Below are 22,693 nucleotides of genomic sequence, written 5' to 3'. Positions count from 1 at the left end.
GTGCAATGTCAGGACAACTGGTGAATACAGCTTATGGGCAACTGAAGGGAGAAGCGGGAAACGGCGTGAACGTGTGGCGCGGCATCCCGTTCGCTGCCCCGCCGCTCGGAGAGCTGCGCTTCCGGGCACCGCAGCCGCCGGAGTCCTGGAGTGGCGTACGGGAGGCCATCAAGTTCGGACCGGTCAGCCTGCAGCCGGTCAGCACCAGCGGGACGCGGTTCGGTGGTACCACCCCGGTCTACGATGAAGATTGTCTATATCTGAATGTCTGGTCCCCGGCGGCAGCGGAGGAGACCGGGGCGCTGCCGGTGATGGTGTGGATTCACGGCGGCACCTTCGTTACCGGCGCAGGCAGCCAGCCGATGTTCGAGGGCAGCAATCTGGCTGTCTCCGGGAATGTCGTGGTGGTTACCGTGAATTACCGGCTGGGTCCGCTCGGGTTCCTGCATCTCTCTCCGCTGGGCGGAGGGCTGGGCAGCAACCTGGGCCTCCTGGATCAGATTGCTGCCCTGGAATGGGTTCAGCAGAATATCGCTGCATTCGGCGGTGATCCGGCGCGGGTCACGGTCTTCGGTGAATCGGCAGGAAGCATGAGCATTGCCGCGCTGCTGGCGATGCCTGCGGCGAAGGGACTGTTCGCCCGGGCCATTATGGAGAGCGGGGCGGCGCAGACGCTGAACGGGGAGCAGGGCGGGCAGATTGCTGCCGCATTGCTAGCCGAGCTGGGCCTTCAGCCCGGCAGCGGTACACAGCTGTTGCATAAGCTCCCGGCCGGAGAGATTATGGAAGCCGCAGGCCGGATGGCGTACAAGCTGTCCGGAGACTCGATGAATATGTTCTTCCAGCCGGTCGTTGAGCCGGGAACCCTGCCGGTTGAGCCGGTACAGGCCATTGCGGCTGGAGCCGCCAGCGGTATTCCTGTGCTGATCGGAACGAATCTGCACGAAGGCAATCTGTTCTTCCGCGAGGGGCAGAAGGCCGATAATTTCGAGCAATCGCTCAAAGCGCTGGAGCAGCTGATGGGAGTGGACGACCTCTCTGAGCTGACCTCGGATTACAGCCATACCTGGGAAGGACAGGCGGAGGTGCTGACCGACCTGTTCTTCTGGGCCAGCTCGATTTCGTTCGCGGAGAAGCAGCAGGGACATGCCCCCGTCTGGATGTACCGCTTCGACTGGACGGTGCCCGGGCATCCGCTGCTGGAGAAGGCCATTCACGGAGCGGAGATTCTCTATGTCTTCAACAATCTCCCGCTGCTGAAGCAGTATGGCCTGAACGTGACGCCGGACATGGAGGCAGTGGCGGAGGCAATGCAGACCGCCTGGACAGCCTTCGCCCATGGTGGAGATCCGGCAGCGCCGGGACTGGATTGGCCGCAGTACACACCAGAGATGCGGGCAACGATGATATTTGACCAGTCCTCGCGTGTGGTGAACGACCCGGACGGGGAGAAGCGCAGACGGATTTTTGAGTATTATAAGGGATAAGTTTACAGACAGCAGCCCTCGCCGGAGGGACCTCCGGGAGGGCTGCTGTCTGTGTGCGGGCCGGAATGTAAGTGGAAATCCGGACACAATGGGCAGGCGCGGGGCGTGTGAGCCAAATGTAATCGAAAAACCGATTACAATGGGCAGGCGCGAGGCGTGTGGACCAAATGTAATCGAAAAACCGATTACAATGGGCAGGCAGCGGGGTGCGTGGACCAAATGTAATCGAAAAACCGATTACAATGGGCGCGGGGCGTGTGGGCCAAATGTAATCGAAAAAGCGATTACAATGGGCAGGCGCGAGGCGTGTGGACCAAATGTAATCGAAAAACCGATTACAATGGGCAGGCGCGGGGCGTGTGGACCAAATGTAATCGAAAAAGCGATTACAATGGGCAGGCGCGAGGCGTGTGGACCAAATGTAATCGAAAAACCGATTACAATGGGCAGGCGCGAGGCGTGTGGACCAAATGTAATCGAAAAACCGATTACAATGGGTGAGCTGGTCATACCCCTGTCAAGTAGACAGATGAAAAAAGCTAAGCAGCCAGCGCGTGTCGATACTCAATCGGCGCGCGCTGTTTCAGTTTCGCCTGAAAACGTTGGTAATTGTAAAAGTAGATATACTCCTCAACGGCTTGATGAATCTCTGCTTCTGACTTACACTGGTGAAGGTACAACTTTTCTGTCTTCAGATGCGAAAAGAAGGATTCGATGCAGGCGTTATCCAGGCAGGTTGCTTTGCGAGAGTGGCTGCCCTTGACGCTGAATGCCTCTAATCGTGTGTTGTACGCCTGAGACGTGTACTGAAAGCCTTGGTCCGAATGGAGCACGGCCTCAGACACGTCTCTTTTCCGTGTCCACTGTTCAACCGTATCCAAGACGAGGTTTACGTCGTTTCGCTCCGAGATCTGCCAAGCTACAATTTCATTGTTGAAGAGGTCCTGAATCGCAGACAGATAATAAAAACGGGTGCCGTCTGAGATATACGTAATGTCCGTTACTAGCTTCTGCTGAGGTGCTGTCGCATGAAACTTACGCTTTAATCGGTTCGGGTAGACCACGGAAGGAGTAGAGCCCGCACGACGCCTTTTCTTGCGAATGACAGACTGGATCGATAGCTCTTTCATGAGCCGCCATACCTTCTTGTGGTTGACGAGGTAGCCTGCCTCCCGCAGGGCTGCCTGCATTCGAGGGTACCCGAAATAGGGATGAACCAGGTGAATCGCCACCATATGCTCTTTCATGGCGTGCTCTTGCTCATGGGCATCCATTCGTCGAACCTCTGCACCTCGCCACTTGTAGTAATTTGCCCGCGATACCTCTGCAATGGCTAATAGGCGGGTGATGCCATGTTGGTCACGTAGTTCTTCAATTACGGCGTATTTGTCATGCAGTCCAAGCTTCCCTCCCTTTACAGATTTGGATACCGCTTTTTTAAGTAGTCCACCTGTGCCTTTAAGTAATCTCGTTCTTCTTCTATACTGGCAAATGTAGAACGTGGACGTCCTTTTAAAGGGCTTGTTGCCCCTTTTGGTGTATGGAGTGGCTCCCCATTCCGATATTTCTTTACCCATACTTTAAGCTGGGTACAGTTCACAATCCCCAACCTGTCGGAGACGACCTTATAGCTCTCCCCTCCTGTAAAATAGGCTTGAATAGCCTCTTTCTTGAATGCCTCCGTGTACGATTGAAACACTTGTCCCTTTTTGGCCATACCAAAATCCCCTCCCAGTTCACTCATTTCCTCATGTTAACACATGAGGTTTTTTCGAGTGTCTACTTAAAGGGGATAATACCAAGCGCAGCGGCGTGCGGCCGGATGTAATCGAAAAACCGATTACAATGGGCAGGCGCGGGGCGCGTGGACCAAATGTAATCGAAAAACCGATTACAATAGGCAAGCGCAGGCAGCAGCATCCATCCCCCGTAAAGGATGCTGGTGCCTCTGCTTATTTAACTGGCGTATACCCGGTTTTCTCCACCAGCTCCTGGCCTTCGGCGGATAGAATCCAGTCCAGGAACGGCTCGATGTTCGGGTTGGTGCTGCCGGCCGTTACGGCGTAGAATTCGACGGTGAGCGGGTATTCGCCGCTGCGGATGGTCTCCTTGGAGGGTGGCACCTGATCGATGGCCAGCAGCTTAATCTCATCGCTGGCATTCATCTGTGAGGCGTAGAACAGGAAGCTGAAGCCGAGCGCGTTATTGAAGTTGCGGTAGCTGGCGGTTAGGCTGATAATCCCGCTCATCACATCCGCGACATTCTCCTTCGGGGGAGCCATCAGCTGGCGGTCCTCCATGATTTTTTGCAGCTTGGTCTGGCTGCCGCTGTTCTCTGCCCGCTGAAAAGCACGGATAGACGCCTTCTTGCCGCCAACCTCCGACCAGTTCGTGACGGTGCCGGAATAGATGTCCTTAATCTGCTCTATCGTTAAGCTGTCCACCGGATTGCGCTTGTTGACGAAGAAGACGAATGCTTCGCGCCCGATCGGGGTGAGCTTCAGTTCACGGCCTGCCAGCTTCGCCTGCTTCGTCTGGGCCAGCGAAGGGGCTGCAGCGAAGATAATATCAGCGTTTCCGGCGATCAACCGCCTGTAAGCCTCGGAAGTGCTGGTGCACAGAACGAGATCATTTCCGGTCAGCTCAATGCTGGAGTTATAGGTATCTTGCGGATACACCGCCTGGGCAAAAGCAGAATACAGCGGATAGAGCGCGGTTGCACCATCCAAACGGGGCAGTTGCTCCGTAAGCTGATAGGACGCCTTATGCTCAATAGAGGCAACTTTGGTATTCGCCTCAAAGGGGGCATATTGGTACAAGTCCACTTCAGGCTCCCTCACTTCCGCAAGGCTGTTCACATACGATTGCCTGATCTCATGGCCTGCGGCTGCCAGCACACAGATTCCGGCAAAAGCAGCCAGGAGCATCCGGCGTACCTTCCTGCTGAACAAGCCGAAGATGCTGAGTATGGAGAATACAGCCAGCCCTGATGCAACGACCAGGACAAGTGGGCCATAGAACAGCATCCCTCCGGTAAAAGAGACAATAAAGTAAGTAAAAAAGCCGCTAATGGCAATGCCGGCCAGAGCAAAGATGGAATACAGCAGATTGGTCGGAAAGCTTCTTTTCATGATGACCTCCAAAAAAATCTCTATATTGGGTATGATTAATGCTCATACTATAGTGTATCGCAAGCCGCCATTTCTGCCAAACGAACCAGAACCTGGATGCGGCACGCAGATTTGGTTGGCAGAATGATTGCTTTGATGATTATTGAATGAAATATAATGATTATTTTCATAAAAAGCTGGACGAAATGAAGAATCAGAGGTATTCTGGGATTGTGAAAATAATAACAGAATACAAGATTCTCGGGGTAAGGTGAAATTCCTGACCGGCGGTGATGTTCGAGAGAACTAAGCCCGCGACTCGTTACTCTATCACAAGAGGAAGCGACTGATCTGGTGACAATCCAGAGCCGACGGTAAAGTCCGGATGGGAGAGGATCATAAGATAAAGGCAGGCGGGCCTATTCCGTATGTCTTTATTGATAACGCCCCCGATGTATGTCCTGTTCTCAGGACTCACGGGGGTTTTTGGTCTCTATCGAGGGTTTGTATCGACAAGGAGAATGAAAGATGAGTAATGTATCTGCTTCATCCCAAGGCGTGCGTACCGCACCGGTGCGCAGCGGATTCTGGCTGGTGGTTCTGGGGGCGGCCTTATGGGGAGTTGACCCGCTGTTCCGCATTATCCTGCTGAAATCCCTGACTTCGTCCCAGATTGTCCTGCTTGAGCATGTTGTGCTCTTCCTGGTTGCCGCTCCGGTAATGTGGCGCAATCGCGCAGAGCTGAAGGGTGTCCGTCTGCGCCAGGCCGCAGCGCTGCTCGTGGTATCGTGGGGCGGCTCAGCCGTAGCGACCATTCTGTTCACCAAAGCCCTGTCCAGCGGAGACTTCAATGCCGTGCTGCTGCTCCAGAAGCTTCAGCCCTTGTTCGCCATTGGTCTTGCCGCTGTTATTCTAAAAGAACGCCTGCCGCGCAATTTCGCACCGCTGCTTATTGTTGCGCTGGCCGGGACGTACCTGCTGACCTTCGGCTGGACGATTCCCTTCGGCCATGTGAACAGCTTCATGGGCGTAGGAAGCCTGATGGCGCTGGGCGCTGCTGCATTGTGGGGCGGCTCTACAGTCATGGGCCGTTATCTGCTGGGCTCAATGAAATATGAGACAGTAACCTCACTGCGCTTCATTCTGGCGCTTCCGCTGCTGTTCGTCATTACAAGTATGGAAGGCGCCCCGTGGCAGATGAGCGGCGGAGTCAGCGGCTCGGCGGCAGTTGCCATTAACCTGCTGCTGCAGGCGCTGCTGCCCGGACTGCTCAGCATGCTGCTCTACTACAAGGGATTGAATACGACCAAAGCTTCGGTAGCAACCCTGGCCGAACTCAGCTTCCCGATGACCGGTATTCTGATTAACTGGGTGGTCTATCAGCAGCTTGTAACCCTGCCGCAGATTGTCGGCTTCGCGCTGATCTGGACAGCACTGTTCTTCATCTCCAGTCAGCAGCGGGGTCAGCTGCAGCCGGCCAAACAGAATTAACTTCATAGCGCTGCAGTCTGAGGGGACATACCCCAGGACCCAGCGCAGCATAGACAAAGAGGATGTTCCTACACGGCCGCGCCGTCCGGGAACATCCTCTTTGCCTTATAGCAGAAGCAGGGGAAGGCTGCCGCCGCTGGAGTGATTTTATTTCACATATGGAGTGACCTTGATGCTCTTGTACCCAAGCTCCTTAAGCTGCGCTGGTGCGATATACAGCCTGCTTGCCGAATTGAAGCTGTTCACAGGGGTGAGGACTGCGTGACTGCTGCCGTTTGTAACTTTGTAGATATAAGCAGCGGAAGGGTCGCCGGTTGCGCTAATGTTCATGACTTCGATCTTCCAGCCGAGGGCCGCGGCAAGCGGCTTCACCGGTATCCACTCTTGTCCGCCCTTAGTGAATACTGTGGATACATCCACACTTTTTCCGTCCAGATTCAGGTTGTGTTCATAGGCTAAGGTGATCGGCATTTCCGTGACAGGCAGCTCTTTCAACAGCATACCCTTAGGGAATGTGACTTCCGGTCTTGAAGATGGAGGAGCAGGGAACAAGGCTTCAAGCTCGCGGGTGTCCTTGACCAGGCGTGACGATCCGTCCTTCAGATTATAGATCCAAGGGAGACGTTTGGGCTCGTTTTTGACATATTGCAGCAGTCCCTTCGTCAAGTTCCAGTTGTTCAAGGTCCCTTTCAGCAGCTCCTGCCGCTTCCCAGTGGACGGATCGTACGTACTGATCACATTCTGCCTGGCAGCCTCATTATATCCGCTCTCAAGCAGCGTATGCTGGTTGATCCACCGGGCATTGTAATACTGCTGAATAGAATAATAGACGGATACTTTGCCGGTTACGGTACTTCTCAGATACTGATCGTTGAATTTCGCGACATAGCCCTCCGGCTGACGTTCGTAACGGGAACGCTCCAGCACACCCCAGCGGCCGTCAGGGGATAGGGTGTATTCGCTTTTGCGCATAATGGACTGGCTCTGCGTATCGTAGACATAGGCTTGCTCCGGATCATCCATCCCCGTCAATTGCAGGTTCCCGCTGTCACTCTTCCGGAAATGCTGAAAAGCCTCCGGCCATTTACTATAGGTCCCATCCGGCTGCCGGGCAATGACGGCATTGATGAACTGGTTCCCGTCCAATTGACTCACCGAATACAGCTGGACGTTACTGCTCTTGCTGGTATAGGAATCGTATACCTCGATCTTCTCGGCTGCATGTGCTGTGAGCGGCGCAGCGAATGCCAGAAGCATCGATGCAGAGAGAACCATCCGTAAGGAGTGGTGCAATGCTTTTCTCATATGACCTTCCATCCCTTCTGTGTAAATAACTGTAACTATAGACGGCCCTGAGGCAGGAAAAGTTTCGGTGGTCCTGCTTACTCACGATGAATTGCGGAGGAGAAGAGTAAAAATAAGCCTTTTTTCCCATACTACCCTTATTCTTGCCGTAGGACCGCATCACACCTGAGCTTAAGGAGGCCCGCAGATGAACACTGATTCTCCGGCTACATCCATATATATCCAGCTTAAGAACCGGGTGACGGTGCCCAAGGGCAAGGGGGTGCTGCTGCGCGATGTCGCTTATCTGATCACTGATCCGCAGTGGCGGGAGCCGCTGTATACACTGCTTGTGCTTCAGCCGAAGGAGAGTGACGGCAATCTGATTCTGATTGATCTGCTGACCGTCATTCCCCGGATTCAGGATGTGTATCCCGATGCGGAGATTCAGCCGATTGGCGAAGGCCGCACCATTGTACAGATTGAAGGTCCGGCTACGGCTGCTAAACCTTCTATAGCCCTGTTCGTTCTGGTCTGGCTGCTGCTGTTCTTCGGCTCGGCGCTGACGATTATGAATTTCCATGCCGATGTCAGCATGCTGGAGGTACAGATCCGGATTGTGGAGATGCTGACGGGACGCAGGGACGAGCATCCTTATCTGTTTCAGATTGCCTATTCGCTGGGCATCGGACTTGGGATGGTGATTTTTTTCAATCATTTGTTCAAAAAGAAATGGAACGAGGAGCCGACTCCCCTTGAGGTAGAAATGTTCCTGTATCAGAAGAATATCGATCAATATGTAATCAACGAGGAGTACCGCAAAATGAAACGCCGCAGTGACGAAGCACCCGGCAGACGGGAGGGGGGCGCATGACCGCACCGCTGTCGCTCGGACTTCATCTGCTGCTCGGGATTGCCGGGGGAATCGCGGTGGGCGGAGGAGTGATTGCATTATTCGTAGTGCTGGACATCATCCCCCGGCTGGCGCAGCTTACCTCCTCCTATGACAAGGTTCACTGGTATGAGGGAGCGATGGTCGGCGGTTCCCTATTGGGAACGGTAAGTGACTTCTGGAACTGGAAAATGGCGGCGGGCCCGCTGATCGAGCTGGGGGTCGGCCTGTTCAACGGCATATTCATCGGCATGCTGGCGGCGGCTCTGACCGAGGTGCTGAATGTCCTGCCGATCCTGGCCAAACGTCTGCATATGACCCATCTGTTGCTTGGTCTCTTGATGGCGATGGTATGCGGCAAGGTGGCAGGGTCATTGTTCGACTGGTTTGTCTATCAACAGTAAAGGGGGCTAGGGAGTGAAGTATATTCACAGCGGTGATCGGGTAGAGACGGATAAAAAGAAAGACCGTTCTGCGCAGCAGAAATCGCCGGAGAAAAAGGCACCGGAGCAGGAAGAGCAACCGGCTGCGTCCCAGAGCGGCAAGGGTCAGGAGCTGGAGGCGTCGGCGGAGCTGGGGGCGGTGACGCGCCCGATTGAGGGCGGGCAGGAGAGCCCATCGGGCTTGGATGCTGCTCCGTCAGATAGTGGCGGGGACGGAAATGAAGTAGCCCAGGCGGCGAATCTTGGAGAAGCTGGTGGCGGTCAGAGTGCGGCATCTGGAGAAGGTGAGGATAGCGGAGGTAAGGACGCTGCAACTGGAGAAGGTGAGGATAGCGGAGGTAAGGACGCTGCATCTGGAGATGGCGGGGCTGTCGGCGGGAAAGATGCTGCGGCTACAGATGATGAGGCCAGTCCAGGGGATGATCCCGCATCCGAGAACGGAGACGATCAGGAATCGTCCGGCGGAGGGATCAAAGGGTTCTTCAGCAGTCTGTTCGGCGACGATGCCGGGCCGGAGGAGCAGGACGGGGACGGCTCCGGCAATATGGATGGACCGATTCAGGAGATGGAAGCTGCTGATGAACTGGGCAAGTCTGGTCAGCCGGAGGAAGCAGCTGCGGAATCCGGTGCGGGAGACCAGGCAGCAGACGATTCGCAGCAGGGAACACATTTTGCCGGGGATTCTGCCTCCGCCGGTTTTGCAGGCCCGGAATCAGAAGATTCCGAAGGTACGGGTACACCCGGGCAGACCGGAGCTGCACAGGCAGGGACAGATCATTCAGGAACGGATAATTCAGCTGCGGATTCCGGCGCGGGACAGGGAGCCCATGAAGACGGCAGAGGCCAGTCACAGGATATGGAAGCTTCGGACGAACTGGGCGAACAAAGTGAGGATAAGAGCCATAAAGGCTTTTTTGCCAGATTATTTGGAGATGATGAAGAGCCTGAGGATCAGGAGGAAGGTCAGGAGGACGGTCAGCCTCAGCAATCGCAGAAGTCTGCGCCCAAGCAGTCCGCCCCTAAGAAGGCCAAAGCCGGTAAGGGAGCGGATTCTGCAGGCAAGCCTAAGGACCCTATGCAGCAAAAAAGGGACAATGAACGCTCTGACTCCCTGGAGCAGTCGATTACCTATTGGCAAGGCAACGACAAGATCCCGCAATCCCTGGCGGATGCGAAAAATACACTGACCGAGGTACTTGGGCTGGGCTCCTCCTTCGATATTGTGTTCAGGGAAATGTCCTTCGGCGGGAAAAGCGCTGCGCTGCTATGCATCAGCGGCTTCGCCAAGGATACGATTATCGATGAAATTCTGAAGCGCCTGACGTATCTGACCCCCGAAAATGTATCGACAGATGTCCTCGCCAGCTTCATGAGTGAATATATTCCCCATGTCCAGGTGGAGAAGGGCGAGCTGTTCAGCGAGAGCATCAACAAAGTGTTAGCCGGCATGAGCGCGATCTTCATTGAAGGGGAATCGCAGGTTATTATCATGGATACCCGTTCGTATCCTTCCCGCAGCCCGGATGAGCCTTCGATTGAGCGGGTGGTCCGCGGATCGCGGGACGGCTTCACAGAGACGCTGCTAAGCAACGTGGCTCTGGTTAGAAGACGTATCCGCGACCCTGGGCTGAAGCTGGAGATGCATCAGATTGGACGGCGGACCCGGACAGATGTCTGCTTAGCTTACATCGATGATATCGTGGATAAGACCCAGGTGCAGGCCGTTACGGACAAGCTGAAAAGCGTCAATCTCGACGGCATTCCCCTGGCGGACAAGCAGCTGGAGGAAGCGATTGTCGGCGGCGGCTGGAACCCTTATCCGCTGGTCCGTTATTCGGAACGGCCGGATATCGTCGCTTCCCATCTGCTGGAGGGCCGGGTGGTTGTGTTTGTCGATACTTCCCCGAGTGTCATGGTGCTGCCGACGACGTTCTTTGATCTGTGCCAGCATGCGGAAGAGAACCGCCAGACGCCTTTTATGGGGACTTATCTCCGCTGGGTCCGCTTCATCGGGATCTTTGCATCGATGTTCCTGCTTCCGCTGTGGATGCTGATGGTTCTCCATCCGGAGCTGAAGCCCGGCATGCTTGATTTCATCGGTCCGCAAAAATCTGCCAATCTCCCGCTCATTGCCCAGTTCCTGATCGTTGAGCTGGGGGTAGACCTGCTGCGGATGGCTGCAGTGCATACACCGACGCCGCTCGGCTCCGCGATGGGGCTGATCGCCGCTATTCTGGTCGGTGATATCGCTGTGCAGACCGGTCTTTTTGTCAATGAAGTGGTGCTCTATATGGCGGTGGCCTCTATCGGGATGTTTGCAACGCCGAGCTACGAGCTGGGGCTGGCCAACCGGATTGTCCGGCTTGCGCTGCTGCTGGCGGTGGCTGCTTACGGCATCCCCGGCTTCATGATCGGGACGACGCTGCTGGTGGTGCTGCTGACCACGCACCGTTCGTATAACTCTCCTTACATGTGGCCGTTTATACCATTTAATGCAAAAGCTATGGCGGAGATCCTCCTGCGCCAGCCGGTGCTCAGCTCCAAAACAAGGCCATCCTTCAACAAAACAAGAGATAACACCCGGATGCCTGAGAATAAGGATGCCCCGCGCAAGTCGTAGGAAAATACAAATCAACTGCAAAAAAGTCCATTCAATGGTGTTCCCTCTGTCTGTTATACTGAATATACTGAACAGCCCCGCAATAAGCCGGATCTGTATTCTGAGCATCTGTTTCAGGAACGCATCGGGGCCCCAAATCATATACTAGACAGGGTGGAACGGATAATTCCACAGAAATTGGAGGACTGCGCAATGTTTTTACACGGGACGAGCCGAATCAATGATGCAGGTCATTTGGAGATCGGCGGATGTGATGTAACCGAATTGAAGGCGGAGTATGGAACACCGCTATATATAGTGGACGAGCAATTGGTCCGCCGCCGCTGCCGCGAGTATATGGAGGCGTTCACAGCTTCCGGTCTCGGGTTCCAGGTGGCTTATGCCAGCAAGGCGTTCTCGACAATGGCGATGTGCCGGCTTGCGGATGAGGAAGGTCTGTCGCTGGATGTGGTCTCCGATGGAGAGCTGTATACTGCGCTGCAAGCCGGTTTCCCGGCGGAACGCATTCACTTCCACGGCAATAACAAGACACCGGATGAGATTGAGATGGCGATCGATGCAGGGATTGGCTGCTTTGTCGCCGATAATCTGGTGGAGCTCCGTCTGCTTCAGTCCATTGCCGCCCGCAGAGAAGTGACGGTTAATATTCTGCTGCGCGTGACGCCTGGAGTGGAAGCCCATGCCCATCATGCCTACGCTTCCACAGGACAGACCGACTCCAAATTCGGCTTCGATATCGGTAACGGCTCGGCCCGTGAAGCGGTCAGCCTGGCTGACAGTCTGGCTAATCTGAATCTGCTCGGCGTGCATTCGCATATCGGGTCGCAGATTTTTGAGACCGAGGGCTTCCAGCTTGCCGTTGAACGTATTGCCGAGTTCACCCGTACCATCAAGGAAGAGCTGGGAATCTCCTTTCCTGTAGTCAACCTGGGCGGAGGCTTCGGAATCCGTTATGTGGACGGCGATACGCCGCTGCAGGTGTCCGAATATGTCGCAGCCATCACAGATGCAGTGAAGACCCACTTCACCGGTATTAACGATTCGCTGCCGCAGATCTGGGTGGAGCCGGGCCGCAGCATCGTAGGGGATGCCGGAACGACCCTGTACACGGTTGGAACCAGCAAGGAAATTCCGGGAGTGCGCAAATATGTAGCTGTTGACGGCGGCATGACCGATAATCCGCGTCCGGCCCTGTATGAATCCAAGTACGAAGCGCTATTGGCAAGCCGTGCGACTGAGCTTAACGTGGAGAAGGTATCCATCGCCGGCAAATGCTGCGAGAGCGGCGATATGCTGATCTGGGACGTTGAGCTGCCTAAGGTGGAGAGCGGCGATCTGCTGGCTGTGGCCTGCACAGGCGCGTACAATTACTCCATGGCCAGCAACTACAACCGTATCCGCCGTCCGGCAGTGGTGTTCGTGCAGAACGGGCAGAGCGATCTGGTTGTACGCCGCGAGTCCCATCAGGACATTGTTGCCAATGATATTGTGCCTGCACGGATTGCCAAACAAGCCGTTACGAAATAAGAAGACTATAGGGTTGTACTATAGCGGCAGGCGGGAATACTTCCCGCTTGCTTTGCTTTGTGCCCCGTTTCATAGTAAACTAATAAACGAGTTCTACATCTGTCATTTCGAAAGGGGTCATTTACATATGGCTAAGCAAGCGAAAATTACACTCGAAAACGGCGGCGTCGTGCTGATCGACTTGTTCGATCAGGATGCGCCTAATACAGTAGCAAACTTTGAGAAGCTGGCAAAAGACGGCTTCTACAACGGATTGTTGTTCCACCGCGTGATTCCAGGCTTCGTAGCCCAAGGCGGCTGCCCGAACGGAACAGGCACCGGCGGTCCTGGCTACACCATCAACTGCGAGATCAACCCGAACAAGCACGAGCGCGGCTCCCTGGCTATGGCCCATGCCGGCAAGAACACAGGCGGAAGCCAGTTCTATATCGCTTACGCTCCACAGCCGCACCTGGACGGAGTACACACAGTATTCGGTAAAGTGGTTGAAGGCATGGATCTGGTTGACGCTTTCAAAGGCCGCGACAAGATGACAACCGTTGAAATTGTAGAAGCTTAATACAAGCACTCCATTGATGCTATAGGGGAAGGTTCTCCTCTTCCTAAGGCATCGCCGAAGCACCCGGCTGGGTAATCCGAGGCCACTGAAAAAGTCCATAAAGAACTGAAAGAGACATTCGACACAAAGAATGTCTCTTTTTTTCGATACAATTAAAGAATTAAATCAAAGGCTGGTGGTCTTCATGCTTCCTAAGCAGCAAAGTTTTATCTTGAGCCCGTATATCGAACTTTACAATATACTCATTCCAAAAGATAACTTGTTGCGGCGCATGGACGAGTTGGTGGACTTCAGCTTTGTTTATGAGGAACTAAACGAAAGGTATTGCCAAGATAATGGACGAACCGCGGTAGACCCGGTCCGAATGTTTAAATATCTACTGCTTAAATCCATTTATGACTTGTCTGACGGCGATCTTGTGGAACGCACCAAAACCGATTTGTCGTTCAAGTTTTTTCTACATATGGCGCCAGAGGAAGAGGTTATTGATTCTAGTTTACTGAGCAAATTTCGTAAGTTGCGGCTGAAAGATATGAAGTTGCTCGATATACTCATTGGTAAAACGGTGGAGATTGCCATTCAGCAAGGAATCATTCGCAGCAAATCCATTATTGTCGATGCTACCCACACCAAAGCCCGCTATACCCAAAAAAGTCCGCAAGAGTTGCTGCGAGAACGTTCCAAAAAGGTACGAAAAGCAATCTATGCCTTAGATGAATCTATGAAAAGTTCCTTTCCAGTGAAGCCCGTTACGAATGTACTGGAAGATGAAATCGGGTACTGCCAAGATCTCATTGAGGTCATTGAAAAGGACGGACGTTTTACCGGACTCCCCAAGGTCAAAGAACCCTTCAATCTATTGAAAGAAACCGTCGCTGACGATGTTGAACAGTTGCAGACTTCTACTGATCCAGATGCCAAAGTAGGCCACAAAAGCGCAGATTCCTCATTTTTCGGGTACAAGACCCATATCGCGATGAGTGAAGAGCGAATCATTACGGCAGCGACCATTACCACGGGAGAACGAAACGACGGGAAGGAATTGCAAACTCTTATTGAAAAGAGCAAAGCTGCGGGCATGAGCGTAGAGACAGTCATTGGAGACAAGGCCTATTCAGAAAAAGACAATATTGCTTACAGTACGGAGCAGGGCATTGAACTTGTGGCCAAATTACATCCACAGATTACGCAAGGAAACCGAAGAAAAGAAGACGAATTCGATTTTAATAAAGATGCGGGTATGTATGTCTGCAGAGCCGGGCATCTGGCCATTCGAAGAGCACGGCAAGGCAAAAAGGGACAGGGCAAAAACCAAAAGGATACCTACTTTTATGATATTGAACAGTGTAAGCGATGTCCTTTAAAGGAAGGGGGCTACACAGAAGGCGCTCGGAGTAAGACCTACTCGGTAAGTATAAAGAGCAACGAACATGCCAAGCAAGCTGTGTTTCAGGAAAGTGAACCCTTTAAGGTCAAAGCGAAAGAGCGCTACAAAATAGAAGCCAAGAATAGCGAACTCAAACACAGACACGGGTACGATGTTGCATCTTCCACGGGTTTAGTTGGCATGGAGATTCAAGGAGCCATGGCGATATTCACTGTTAATTTAAAACGAATATTGAAACTCATGGAGTAACCAAAGTTGAAGAAATAGGTAAGAAAAAGACGACGTCCATTCGGAGAAACCGAATAACGTCGTCTTTTAAATACGTTTTTTTACTTTTTCTAAGAAAGGCTAGTTTTTCAGTGGCCTCGGGTAATCCAGCCGGGTGCTTTTTGCCGTGCGGGGAATTGTACAAATAGTAGTTGGATTTCCTCCACTTGCTCAGGAGCTGAGGAAGGCTTGTCAGGAAACAGTTGGAAAAACAGCACTTAAAATGCTGCAATAGAACAGAGTAGAGGGAATGCACAAAATTAAATGACGTTTATCCAATTACTTTCCTCGAAAGCTCCAAAACATCCGAAACAAGATACGTTTTTCCAACTAATATGCCCCTGAATTCGCAGAAAGTCGGCACGAGGCGGGAATGAGAGGCACTAATGCCCCTGAATCCGCAGAAAGTCGGCACGAGGCGGGAATGAGGAGCACTAGTGCTCCTGAATCCGCAGAAAGTCGGCACGAGGCGGGAATGAGAGGCACTAATGCCCCTGAATCCGCAGAAAGTCGGCACGAGGCGGGAATGAGGAGCACTAATGCCCCTGAATCCGCAGAAAGTCGGCACGAGGCGGGAATGAGAGGCACTAATGCCCCTGAATCCGCAGAAAGTCGGCACGAGGCGGGAATGAGGAGCACTAATGCCCCTGAATCCGCAGAAAGTCGGCACGAGGCGGGAATGAGAGGCACTAATGCCCCTGAATCCGCAGAAAGTCGGCACGAGGCGGGAATGAGAGGCACTAATGCCCCTGAAACCGCAGAAAGTCGGCACGAGGCGGGAATGAGGAGCACAAGTGCCCCTGAATTCATCCCCTCCGTTTACCTGCCAAGTTTCCCGCGGGCTGAGGCACGGCGGGCGGTGTACAGCTCCGGCAGCTTGAAGAAAATCAGGAACATCAGGAGGAAGATGACGAAGGCGAAGCCTTCTTCAACCAGCAGATAATAAGGATAAGGGCCGAAATAGTCCAGTACCGAGAACGTGCTGGGCTTGCGCATCAGGAACATATAGTTGGAATCCAGCAGCTTATTGGCGGCGTAGACGCACGCGGCGACAAGGTTCAGGCAGAGCATGGTGAAGAACAGTGAGCGCCAGGTGGGCTTATATCCTTCGACCCAGGTCATGTACAGGGATGCAAGTATGATCGACCCGTGGGCGATGAAGAAGAGCAGGAAGCGGAAATGCGGAAACGGATAGACCAGATTAGGTGTAAGCAGGGCGATGAATGCACCGCCGATCCCGGCAAAATAAAGAAAGCTGTACAGCAGCCTGCTGCGCGTGAGCAGCATCACGATTGACAGAAGCAGGGTAATTCCGCATAGTTCCAGCGGCAGGGAGGAGCTGCGGCTCCAGCTGTCATGGGACAGATACCAGACATGCAGGCCTCCCTCAGAAGCAGCCAGCAGCAGGATCAGCAGCAGGCGTACGCCTAACCGCAGGCCGGACCGGCTGCGCAGGGCGAAGCGGGCCCCAAAGAGCGCCAGGCAGCATAGGGCGATGACGGACAGAGCAACGAGATGGGAGGCGGAGAGCATGACGAAATCGCTGTCACGGGCACGGTCCCAAAATAAAGTACGGTTCACTTGAAATCTCTCCTTGAATCCTGAAGTAAGGGTTGCATAATAATTTCTTTAATTTTAACCATTTCTGATTCTAAAGTTCTACTCTTAGGTGATATAAGTATATATCGTCTGTAGTGGGCAGAAAAGTCAGGTTTACTAGTTTATTTACATAAGATGGACTCTTAGCCCGTATACATAACGAAACTTCAGGTGGAGTGTGTCCTTACCGGTGCGTTCAGCAGCCATCTTTTTAGCAGGTATGCTTCAAATCATTCAATCGAAAGAACGGGGGCTTATGGGAAATGGTGAAAAAAAGAACAAGCCTGGCAGTAGTCCTGGTCATGTTATTTGTGCAATTGGTCTCAGGGCTGGGCTTCACCCGGCAGGCTACAGCGGCGGCCATTGAACAGGACCGGGACATTATTACGAGCGTATCCATGGCGGTATATGGTCCGGATGGACAGACGGTGACAGGCAGTGTGTATGATGTGGATTCCACCGTGAGGCTGGACTATACTTGGTCGCTTCCTAACGGCCACGGCTATAGCCAGGGAGACACTTTTGCTTTCCAGCTTCCCGAGCAGTTCCAGCTCTTCAATGACATTCAGGGCGGACTGGAATCGGACGATGGGACGGTAGGCACATTCACGGTCAGCCAGGCTACCCATCAGGTGGTGATGACCTTCAATGATTACATCGAGAGTCATGCCAATGTGCAGGGGACCTTACGTATTAATACCCAATTTGACAAAAAAGTGATCAGCGGCAGCACCGTCCAGCAGATTCTGTTCCCGGTGAACGGCGGGGTCCAGACGATTACGGTATCGTTCAAGCCTACTGTAGGCTCGACGATTACCAAGAAGGGAATCTCCAGCGGCTTCAACGCAGATCATATTGACTGGACCGTCGATGTGAACAAAAGACTGGAGCCGGTAAGCGGCGCGGCTGTGACTGACCCGATTCCTGACGGGCTGGCACTGGACAGCACGGTTACGCTTGCCGTGTACCAGCTGAATGTTCAGCTTGACGGCACAGTTACGCAAGGCCAGCTGGTAGACAGCAGCAAATATACTGCCGGCGTCTCCGGCGGGACGCTGAAGCTTCAGTTCACGGCCCCTGTGATCACAGGGGCATACCGTATCACTTATACCACGCAGGTAGTAAGCGACAACTTGTCCAGCTTCACCAACACGGCAACCTTTACAGGGGACGGCCGTGACCCGGTAAGTGCTTCGGATACAGTAGTCATTGAACGAGGCGGCAGCCTTAACAAAAAAGTCGTCCGTTATGACTGGGGCACTCAGACTATTAACTGGGCTATCGAATACAACTACAATAACCGGACGATCTCCCCGGAGAACGCGGTGTTGACGGATGTGTTCAACAGCTCCCAGGTGCTCCTGGAGAACTCGGTGCGGATCTATCCGGTTACGCTGAATGCAGCCGGAGAAGCTGCCAAAGGGACGGCTCTGAATGCAGGCAGTGATTACACAGTCACGCCTGTCAACGGCGAATCCGGCAACGGATTCAGACTGGAGTTCAAGAATACGGTGAAATCGGCTTATCTGATCGAATATACGACCAAAGCCGCAGACCGTGTGTTCAAAGATACGAATATTACCAACACTGTCTCTGACAGCACCTATAGCAGCAACGCTTCTCAACTGATCCGGCCTATTATTATCTATAAGAATCTGTCCGGCGTGAATTACAACAAACACACCACCGATTGGAAAATCACATTCAACGGCGACAATTACCCAATGAACGAAGTGGTGGTTACAGACAGCTTCCCGCAGGGAGGACAGAAGTACATCTCGGGTTCACTGGTGGTCCGTACTCTTTCCGGCACAGTGATCCCTCCATCGGCGTATACCCTGATTGTGAATTCACCAGCTCAGCCGAATGAAGGCTTCAAGGTGAAGTTTAACGCACCGGTTACAGGGACTTATACCATTAGTTATCAGACGGAATTCAGCAATGACTGGCTTACCGGCAATACGAATGATTTCATCAATGTGGCCCGGATTGACTGGAAGGACAGCCAGAACAAGCCACAGTGGACCGAAGCCAGCGGGAAGTTCATTCCTAACTCCGAGGTGAAGAACAACGGGTTCAAATCAGGGGCGTATGATGCTTCTGCCAAAGAGCTGACCTGGACGGTAGGCGTCAATTACAACAGCAAATCCATTGCCGATCCTGTAGTGACGGATGTACTGGGTGACGGACAGTCTCTGGTACCTGGCTCACTTAAAGTATATAAGATGAATATTGCCAAGGATGGAACGCATAGCCCAGGCGCTGAGGTGGACGGCAATGAGTTCAGCTATAGCGTGGGAAGCGGCAATGAGCTGAAGGTTGATTTTGACACAGCCATTAATTCGCCTTATTACATCGTATTCAAGACCAGCCTGGCCGGACAGCTAATCGGAACCAAGGTAGCCAATACAGCGAACCTGCTGGACGGCATGAAGAAGGTCTCCAAGGATTTGAAGGCCACGGTAGATATCCCGCACGGGGATGAATATGTGTTCAAAGACGGCACGCAGAATGGAGATAAGCTGAACTGGACCATTGCGATCAACCGCACCCAGTCCCATGTAAAAGATGCCGTGATCACCGATGTGCCAAGCACGAATCAGATCCTGCTGCCGGACAGCTTCCAGCTGTACCGTACGGTTACGGCCGTGAACGGAGAGGTCACGAAGAGCGGCCCTCCGCTGGTGAAGGATACCGATTACAGCTTGACGATCAGCGCCGATGCACAGGGCAGACAGTCCTTCGTCTTAAGCTTCCCTGGTGACATCCATTCCGCTTATGTGCTGGAATATCAGTCGCTGATCGTTGCGAACACTGGCGATAAGCTGGTTAACTCCGTGAGCTTCAGCGGCAATAACGTTAAGCTTATCACCAAGGAGACGACCAAGGAGATCATCGTAGGAGTGTCCAGCGGCTCGGGAACAGGCAGCGGCGTCAGAGGGACGCTTAATGTCTTCAAGCTGGAAGCAGGCAATGTTGCAAAACCGCTGGCGGGAGCTACCTATGAGCTATACCGCCTGAACGGAAATGACCGGGTGCTGGTGAATACCCGTACCACTGATACAGCAGGCATCGCGGCATTCAACAATCTGTGGCTGGGCAGTTATGTCCTGATTGAAACAATAGCACCGCAGGGCTATGTGCTTGATTCCACCGAGCATCCGGTGACGATCGGCTCATCGGCCGTGCTGAATCTTACCTTGTATAATAAGTTGGCGGAGCAGCCAACGCCGACAGTAACACCAACGCCGACTGTGACTCCTGTGCCGACTGAGACACCTGTAGAGACCACAGTTCCGACTACAGTTCCATCGCCGGTGCCTACAGATTCTACGGGGCCAGAGGCTACACCTGTTCCGACATCGCCTGCCGGAGGTCCGGTATTTACTCCGGTACCAACACCAGCCGGTACGTTCGAACCGGGAGTCATTATCGATGAGTCACAGATTCCTGCAGGACCAGGCTTGCCGGGAACGGCGCAGCCATCTGCACCGGCACCAACTGTTACTCCGGTACCGGCAGCACCTGAAGTGGTAACGCCAATTGACGATAATATCCCGCTGGGCAATCCGGAAGTAGATGTTGAAGACGATCCGGTTCCGCAAGGGGCGGTCTCGGGTACGAATGACGGCAGCGGCAGACTGCCGCAGACCGGAGAGAGCAGCCCGCTGCCGATCTACCTGACGGGTGCAGGCCTGATTCTGGGTGGCTTCATCCTCAGCCGGGTATTCCGCAGAACACGCAAGCAGGATTAGGCAGAATTAGAGCAGCAGGATAGGGTTCCTAAAGCTTAACATGTAAAAAAGGAGCGATTCTCCGTTATTGGAGACTCGCTCCTTTGCGTTTTTTAGAAAATTAGGTACTTCGCATCCCGCCTAAACAGCGGAGCGTCCATCCAAGTGCATACGTTAATCCTACTCCACTTATACATTTTTCAACTTGCATCTTGCTATATGTGTTGCTATAAATGCTATAATAATTTCAAATTCAAAGTTTCGGAGGGATGGTTCGTCATGTGGAAGGAATTCAAAAGCTTCGCCATGAAAGGGAATGTACTTGATCTGGCGGTTGCCGTAATCATTGGAGCGGCATTCGGCAAAATTGTTACCTCGCTGGTGGGAGACATTATTATGCCGCTTATCGGTCTGATCAGCGGAGGTATTGATCTGAAGGAACTTAGCTTTGGTATAGGAGATGTTGCTGTCAAATACGGCATGTTCCTCCAGACCGTAGTCGATTTCTTCATTATTTCCTTCTCTATCTTCATGGTGGTGAAGCTGAGCAGCCGGTTCAGACGCAAGGAGACCGTTAAGGTTGAAGTCGTTGAGACACCTGCCCCGGCACCGGATATCCTCCTGCTGACGGAAATCCGCGATCTGCTGAGAGCGGACAAGCAGCGTGAGACGGGTGTATAAGGGAATTAAGTTACATAAATATAGTAAATTTCCGAAGCACACTTGCATTTCATCCGGCGAAGTGATAATTTTGTTGTAGGCTTAACTTGGTATTCAACTGAATAGATCAATCCTTCAGGGCAGGGTGTGATTCCCTACCGGCGGTGATGCTGTTGGAGCTGGCTTAATAATTGCCGCTTCTGATGCTCAGTCCGCTACCCGCTTCGTATGATATTGCTACGGACGGTGGACCCGGTGTAATTCCGGGACCGACAGTATAGTCTGGATGGAAGAAGGAGAGATTCACGCGCCGCGCTTGCAACAGGCGGCCGAGCAGCAGTGTTTTCGGAACTTATGTGCGAACTTTCACAATGCCGGAGGTCCGGCGTTTATTTACGCATATATTCTTTGCTGCGATCACCTCTCGTATATCCCGTCTTGAACTCCTCCTGGAGATTGAGACGGGTTTTTCTGTTTAGGGTTTGGTACACATGAAGACTACAGCCTTGGGATAGGAGGCAAGACATGGATAAGATGAACGATGAGTTTTACATGTCCCTTGCGCTGGATATGGCGGAGCGGGCACAGGGCCAGACGGGAATTAATCCTGTGGTCGGCTGCGTAGTCGTGAAGGACGGCGCCATGATCGGGATTGGAACCCATCTGCAGCGCGGAACCGGACACGCCGAGGTGCATGCGCTCAATATGGCAGCCGGTAAAGCGCAAGGCAGTACAGCCTATGTTACGCTGGAGCCTTGCAGTCATTACGGCATTACGCCTCCTTGCAGCCAGCGTCTGATCGATGAAGGCGTGGCCAGGGTGGTTGTCGCCTGTGAGGACCCCAACCCTCAGGTGGCAGGCCGGGGAATTGCGATGCTGCGCGAGCAGGGGATTGATGTTGAAGTAGGTCTGCTGCGGGGCCGGGCGCTGCGGCTGAACGAGAAATTCATCAAGTATATTTTGACGAAGCAGCCGTTCGTAACCTTGAAGAGCGCCAGCACACTGGACGGCAAAATCGCCACCCGGACCGGAGACAGCAAGTGGATCTCGAATGCAGAGGCACGGGAGATCGTACATACCCTGCGTCACCGCCATCAGGGGATTATGGTCGGGGTGAATACGGTGATTGCCGATAACCCTTCGCTGACAACTAGACTGAATGTACCCGGACGGAATCCGGTGCGGATTATCATTGACTCCTCGCTGCGCCTTCCGCTGGACAGCGCTGTGGTCAAGGACGGACTCGCGCCTACGGTGGTTGTGACGACAGAGGCAGCCGATCCTGGCCGCAGAGCAGCGCTGCTGGCTGCAGGGGTAGAGGTGATTGCTGCGGGCAGCGGTCCGCGTGTGGAGCTGCAGGCGGCTATGGCTGCGCTCGGTGCAATGGAGATTGGGTCCATTCTGCTGGAAGGCGGCGGAACGCTGAATGGGGCGATGCTTGCGGAGGGACTGGTTGACCGGGTGGTCCTCTTCTTCGCTCCGAAGATTGTCGGCGGCGGCGCGCAAGCAGCGGGTACCTTCGACTTCGGGGGTGTGGAGCTGATGCGTGATGCCATCCAGCTTGAAGGATTGGAAGTGGAAGTGCTCGGGGATAATGTGTGTATCAGCGGCACCCCGGTTCCTCTGCAGTAAC

Annotated in this window: 16 protein-coding genes, 1 pseudogene and 2 riboswitches; of the genes and pseudogenes, 11 read left to right on the top strand and 6 right to left on the bottom strand. The window is 53.4% G+C overall.

The genetic code is table 11. From position 1 onward, the window contains the following. Positions 1–5: 5 nt before the first annotated feature. A complete protein-coding gene (locus tag MKX51_RS19580) occupies positions 6–1,487 on the top strand; it encodes a carboxylesterase/lipase family protein (RefSeq protein ID WP_340993523.1) in 1,482 nt (493 codons plus the stop codon). Between the two features lie 237 nt (positions 1,488–1,724). Here the strand turns inward: MKX51_RS19580 and MKX51_RS19575 are convergent, their stop codons facing one another. The 4 genes from MKX51_RS19575 to MKX51_RS19565 all read right to left on the bottom strand — a co-directional run bounded on the left by MKX51_RS19575 (position 1,725) and on the right by MKX51_RS19565 (position 4,618). Then, positions 1,725–1,997: a hypothetical protein gene (locus MKX51_RS19575; protein ID WP_340993522.1), complete on the bottom strand. Its 273-nt coding sequence runs from the start codon at positions 1,995–1,997 to the stop codon at positions 1,725–1,727. 29 nt (positions 1,998–2,026) lie between these two features. Further along, positions 2,027–2,980 carry an IS3 family transposase gene (locus MKX51_RS19570; RefSeq protein WP_445322057.1) on the bottom strand — a complete coding sequence of 318 codons (954 nt, stop codon included), beginning with the start codon at positions 2,978–2,980 and terminating at the stop codon, positions 2,027–2,029. Next, on the bottom strand, positions 2,902–3,204 hold the full coding sequence (locus tag MKX51_RS33235; protein ID WP_445321984.1) for a transposase: 303 nt from the start codon (positions 3,202–3,204) through the stop codon (positions 2,902–2,904). The genes MKX51_RS19570 and MKX51_RS33235 overlap by 79 nt, the downstream gene beginning before the upstream one ends. A gap of 235 nt (positions 3,205–3,439) precedes the next feature. Beyond that, positions 3,440–4,618 carry a PstS family phosphate ABC transporter substrate-binding protein gene (locus MKX51_RS19565; protein ID WP_340993521.1) on the bottom strand — a complete coding sequence of 393 codons (1,179 nt, stop codon included), beginning with the start codon at positions 4,616–4,618 and terminating at the stop codon, positions 3,440–3,442. A gap of 232 nt (positions 4,619–4,850) precedes the next feature. Continuing rightward, positions 4,851–4,998: riboswitch (FMN riboswitch) on the top strand. A gap of 127 nt (positions 4,999–5,125) precedes the next feature. Between MKX51_RS19565 and MKX51_RS19560 the strand changes: the two genes are divergently transcribed. Beyond that, a complete protein-coding gene (locus tag MKX51_RS19560) occupies positions 5,126–6,088 on the top strand; it encodes a DMT family transporter (RefSeq protein ID WP_340993520.1) in 963 nt (320 codons plus the stop codon). A gap of 147 nt (positions 6,089–6,235) precedes the next feature. On the opposite strand, the gene MKX51_RS19555 is transcribed toward MKX51_RS19560, so the two are convergent. Continuing rightward, on the bottom strand, positions 6,236–7,393 hold the full coding sequence (locus MKX51_RS19555) for a hypothetical protein (RefSeq protein WP_340993519.1): 1,158 nt from the start codon (positions 7,391–7,393) through the stop codon (positions 6,236–6,238). Positions 7,394–7,580: 187 nt separating this feature from the next. Between MKX51_RS19555 and MKX51_RS19550 the strand changes: the two genes are divergently transcribed. The 6 genes and pseudogenes from MKX51_RS19550 (at position 7,581) to MKX51_RS19525 (ending at position 15,049) form a co-directional block, all read left to right on the top strand. After that, the gene (locus MKX51_RS19550) at positions 7,581–8,246 is read left to right on the top strand and encodes a stage V sporulation protein AA (RefSeq protein ID WP_340939590.1); all 666 of its coding nucleotides are present in this window, start codon (positions 7,581–7,583) and stop codon (positions 8,244–8,246) included. After that, positions 8,243–8,668, top strand: coding sequence for a stage V sporulation protein AB (locus MKX51_RS19545; protein ID WP_339249408.1), 426 nt, complete (start codon positions 8,243–8,245; stop codon positions 8,666–8,668). Before MKX51_RS19550 ends, MKX51_RS19545 begins: the two co-directional genes overlap by 4 nt. Before the next feature lie 1,129 nt (positions 8,669–9,797). Continuing rightward, a pseudogene (locus tag MKX51_RS19540) lies at positions 9,798–11,327 on the top strand (spore germination protein); the annotation flags it as partial. Between the two features lie 192 nt (positions 11,328–11,519). After that, positions 11,520–12,854 carry a diaminopimelate decarboxylase gene (gene lysA / locus MKX51_RS19535; protein ID WP_340993518.1) on the top strand — a complete coding sequence of 445 codons (1,335 nt, stop codon included), beginning with the start codon at positions 11,520–11,522 and terminating at the stop codon, positions 12,852–12,854. A gap of 127 nt (positions 12,855–12,981) precedes the next feature. Continuing rightward, positions 12,982–13,413: a peptidylprolyl isomerase gene (locus tag MKX51_RS19530; RefSeq protein WP_036727386.1), complete on the top strand. Its 432-nt coding sequence runs from the start codon at positions 12,982–12,984 to the stop codon at positions 13,411–13,413. Between the two features lie 184 nt (positions 13,414–13,597). Further along, the gene (locus tag MKX51_RS19525; RefSeq protein ID WP_340993517.1) at positions 13,598–15,049 is read left to right on the top strand and encodes an IS1182 family transposase; all 1,452 of its coding nucleotides are present in this window, start codon (positions 13,598–13,600) and stop codon (positions 15,047–15,049) included. An 837-nt stretch (positions 15,050–15,886) separates the two neighbouring features. On the opposite strand, the gene MKX51_RS19520 is transcribed toward MKX51_RS19525, so the two are convergent. Further along, positions 15,887–16,648, bottom strand: a complete 762-nt coding sequence (locus MKX51_RS19520) for a YwaF family protein (RefSeq protein WP_340993516.1) — start codon at positions 16,646–16,648, stop codon at positions 15,887–15,889. Positions 16,649–16,929: 281 nt separating this feature from the next. Between MKX51_RS19520 and MKX51_RS19515 the strand changes: the two genes are divergently transcribed. From MKX51_RS19515 to ribD, 3 genes are all read left to right on the top strand, one after another. Then, a complete protein-coding gene (locus MKX51_RS19515; RefSeq protein WP_340993515.1) occupies positions 16,930–20,421 on the top strand; it encodes a collagen binding domain-containing protein in 3,492 nt (1,163 codons plus the stop codon). Positions 20,422–20,679: 258 nt separating this feature from the next. Continuing rightward, complete coding sequence (mscL, locus tag MKX51_RS19510) at positions 20,680–21,081, top strand: large conductance mechanosensitive channel protein MscL (protein WP_340993514.1); 402 nt, start codon at positions 20,680–20,682, stop codon at positions 21,079–21,081. 106 nt (positions 21,082–21,187) lie between these two features. Beyond that, a riboswitch (FMN riboswitch) is annotated at positions 21,188–21,362 on the top strand. Between the two features lie 223 nt (positions 21,363–21,585). Next, complete coding sequence (gene ribD / locus MKX51_RS19505) at positions 21,586–22,692, top strand: bifunctional diaminohydroxyphosphoribosylaminopyrimidine deaminase/5-amino-6-(5-phosphoribosylamino)uracil reductase RibD (RefSeq protein WP_340993513.1); 1,107 nt, start codon at positions 21,586–21,588, stop codon at positions 22,690–22,692. The last annotated feature ends 1 nt before the right edge of the window (position 22,693 follow it).

Source organism: Paenibacillus sp. FSL M7-0420 (assembly GCF_038002345.1).
Classification (GTDB): domain Bacteria; phylum Bacillota; class Bacilli; order Paenibacillales; family Paenibacillaceae; genus Paenibacillus_AQ.
The sequence above is the reverse complement of the archived record's forward strand: the minus strand, read 5'-3'. Positions and strand labels throughout refer to the sequence as shown.

What these genes read in the sequence shown, in the direction of transcription:
- MKX51_RS19580 (WP_340993523.1), top strand. Translation starts at nt 6, where the DNA reads ATGTCAGGACAACTGGTGAATACAGCTTATGGGCAACTGAAGGGAGAA.
- MKX51_RS19575 (WP_340993522.1), bottom strand. Translation starts at nt 1,997, where the DNA reads ATGACCAGCTCACCCATTGTAATCGGTTTTTCGATTACATTTGGTCCA.
- MKX51_RS33235 (WP_445321984.1), bottom strand. Translation starts at nt 3,204, where the DNA reads ATGGCCAAAAAGGGACAAGTGTTTCAATCGTACACGGAGGCATTCAAG.
- MKX51_RS19565 (WP_340993521.1), bottom strand. Translation starts at nt 4,618, where the DNA reads ATGAAAAGAAGCTTTCCGACCAATCTGCTGTATTCCATCTTTGCTCTG.
- MKX51_RS19560 (WP_340993520.1), top strand. Translation starts at nt 5,126, where the DNA reads ATGAGTAATGTATCTGCTTCATCCCAAGGCGTGCGTACCGCACCGGTG.
- MKX51_RS19555 (WP_340993519.1), bottom strand. Translation starts at nt 7,393, where the DNA reads ATGAGAAAAGCATTGCACCACTCCTTACGGATGGTTCTCTCTGCATCG.
- MKX51_RS19550 (WP_340939590.1), top strand. Translation starts at nt 7,581, where the DNA reads ATGAACACTGATTCTCCGGCTACATCCATATATATCCAGCTTAAGAAC.
- MKX51_RS19545 (WP_339249408.1), top strand. Translation starts at nt 8,243, where the DNA reads ATGACCGCACCGCTGTCGCTCGGACTTCATCTGCTGCTCGGGATTGCC.
- lysA (WP_340993518.1), top strand. Translation starts at nt 11,520, where the DNA reads ATGTTTTTACACGGGACGAGCCGAATCAATGATGCAGGTCATTTGGAG.
- MKX51_RS19530 (WP_036727386.1), top strand. Translation starts at nt 12,982, where the DNA reads ATGGCTAAGCAAGCGAAAATTACACTCGAAAACGGCGGCGTCGTGCTG.
- MKX51_RS19525 (WP_340993517.1), top strand. Translation starts at nt 13,598, where the DNA reads ATGCTTCCTAAGCAGCAAAGTTTTATCTTGAGCCCGTATATCGAACTT.
- MKX51_RS19515 (WP_340993515.1), top strand. Translation starts at nt 16,930, where the DNA reads ATGGTGAAAAAAAGAACAAGCCTGGCAGTAGTCCTGGTCATGTTATTT.
- mscL (WP_340993514.1), top strand. Translation starts at nt 20,680, where the DNA reads ATGTGGAAGGAATTCAAAAGCTTCGCCATGAAAGGGAATGTACTTGAT.
- ribD (WP_340993513.1), top strand. Translation starts at nt 21,586, where the DNA reads ATGGATAAGATGAACGATGAGTTTTACATGTCCCTTGCGCTGGATATG.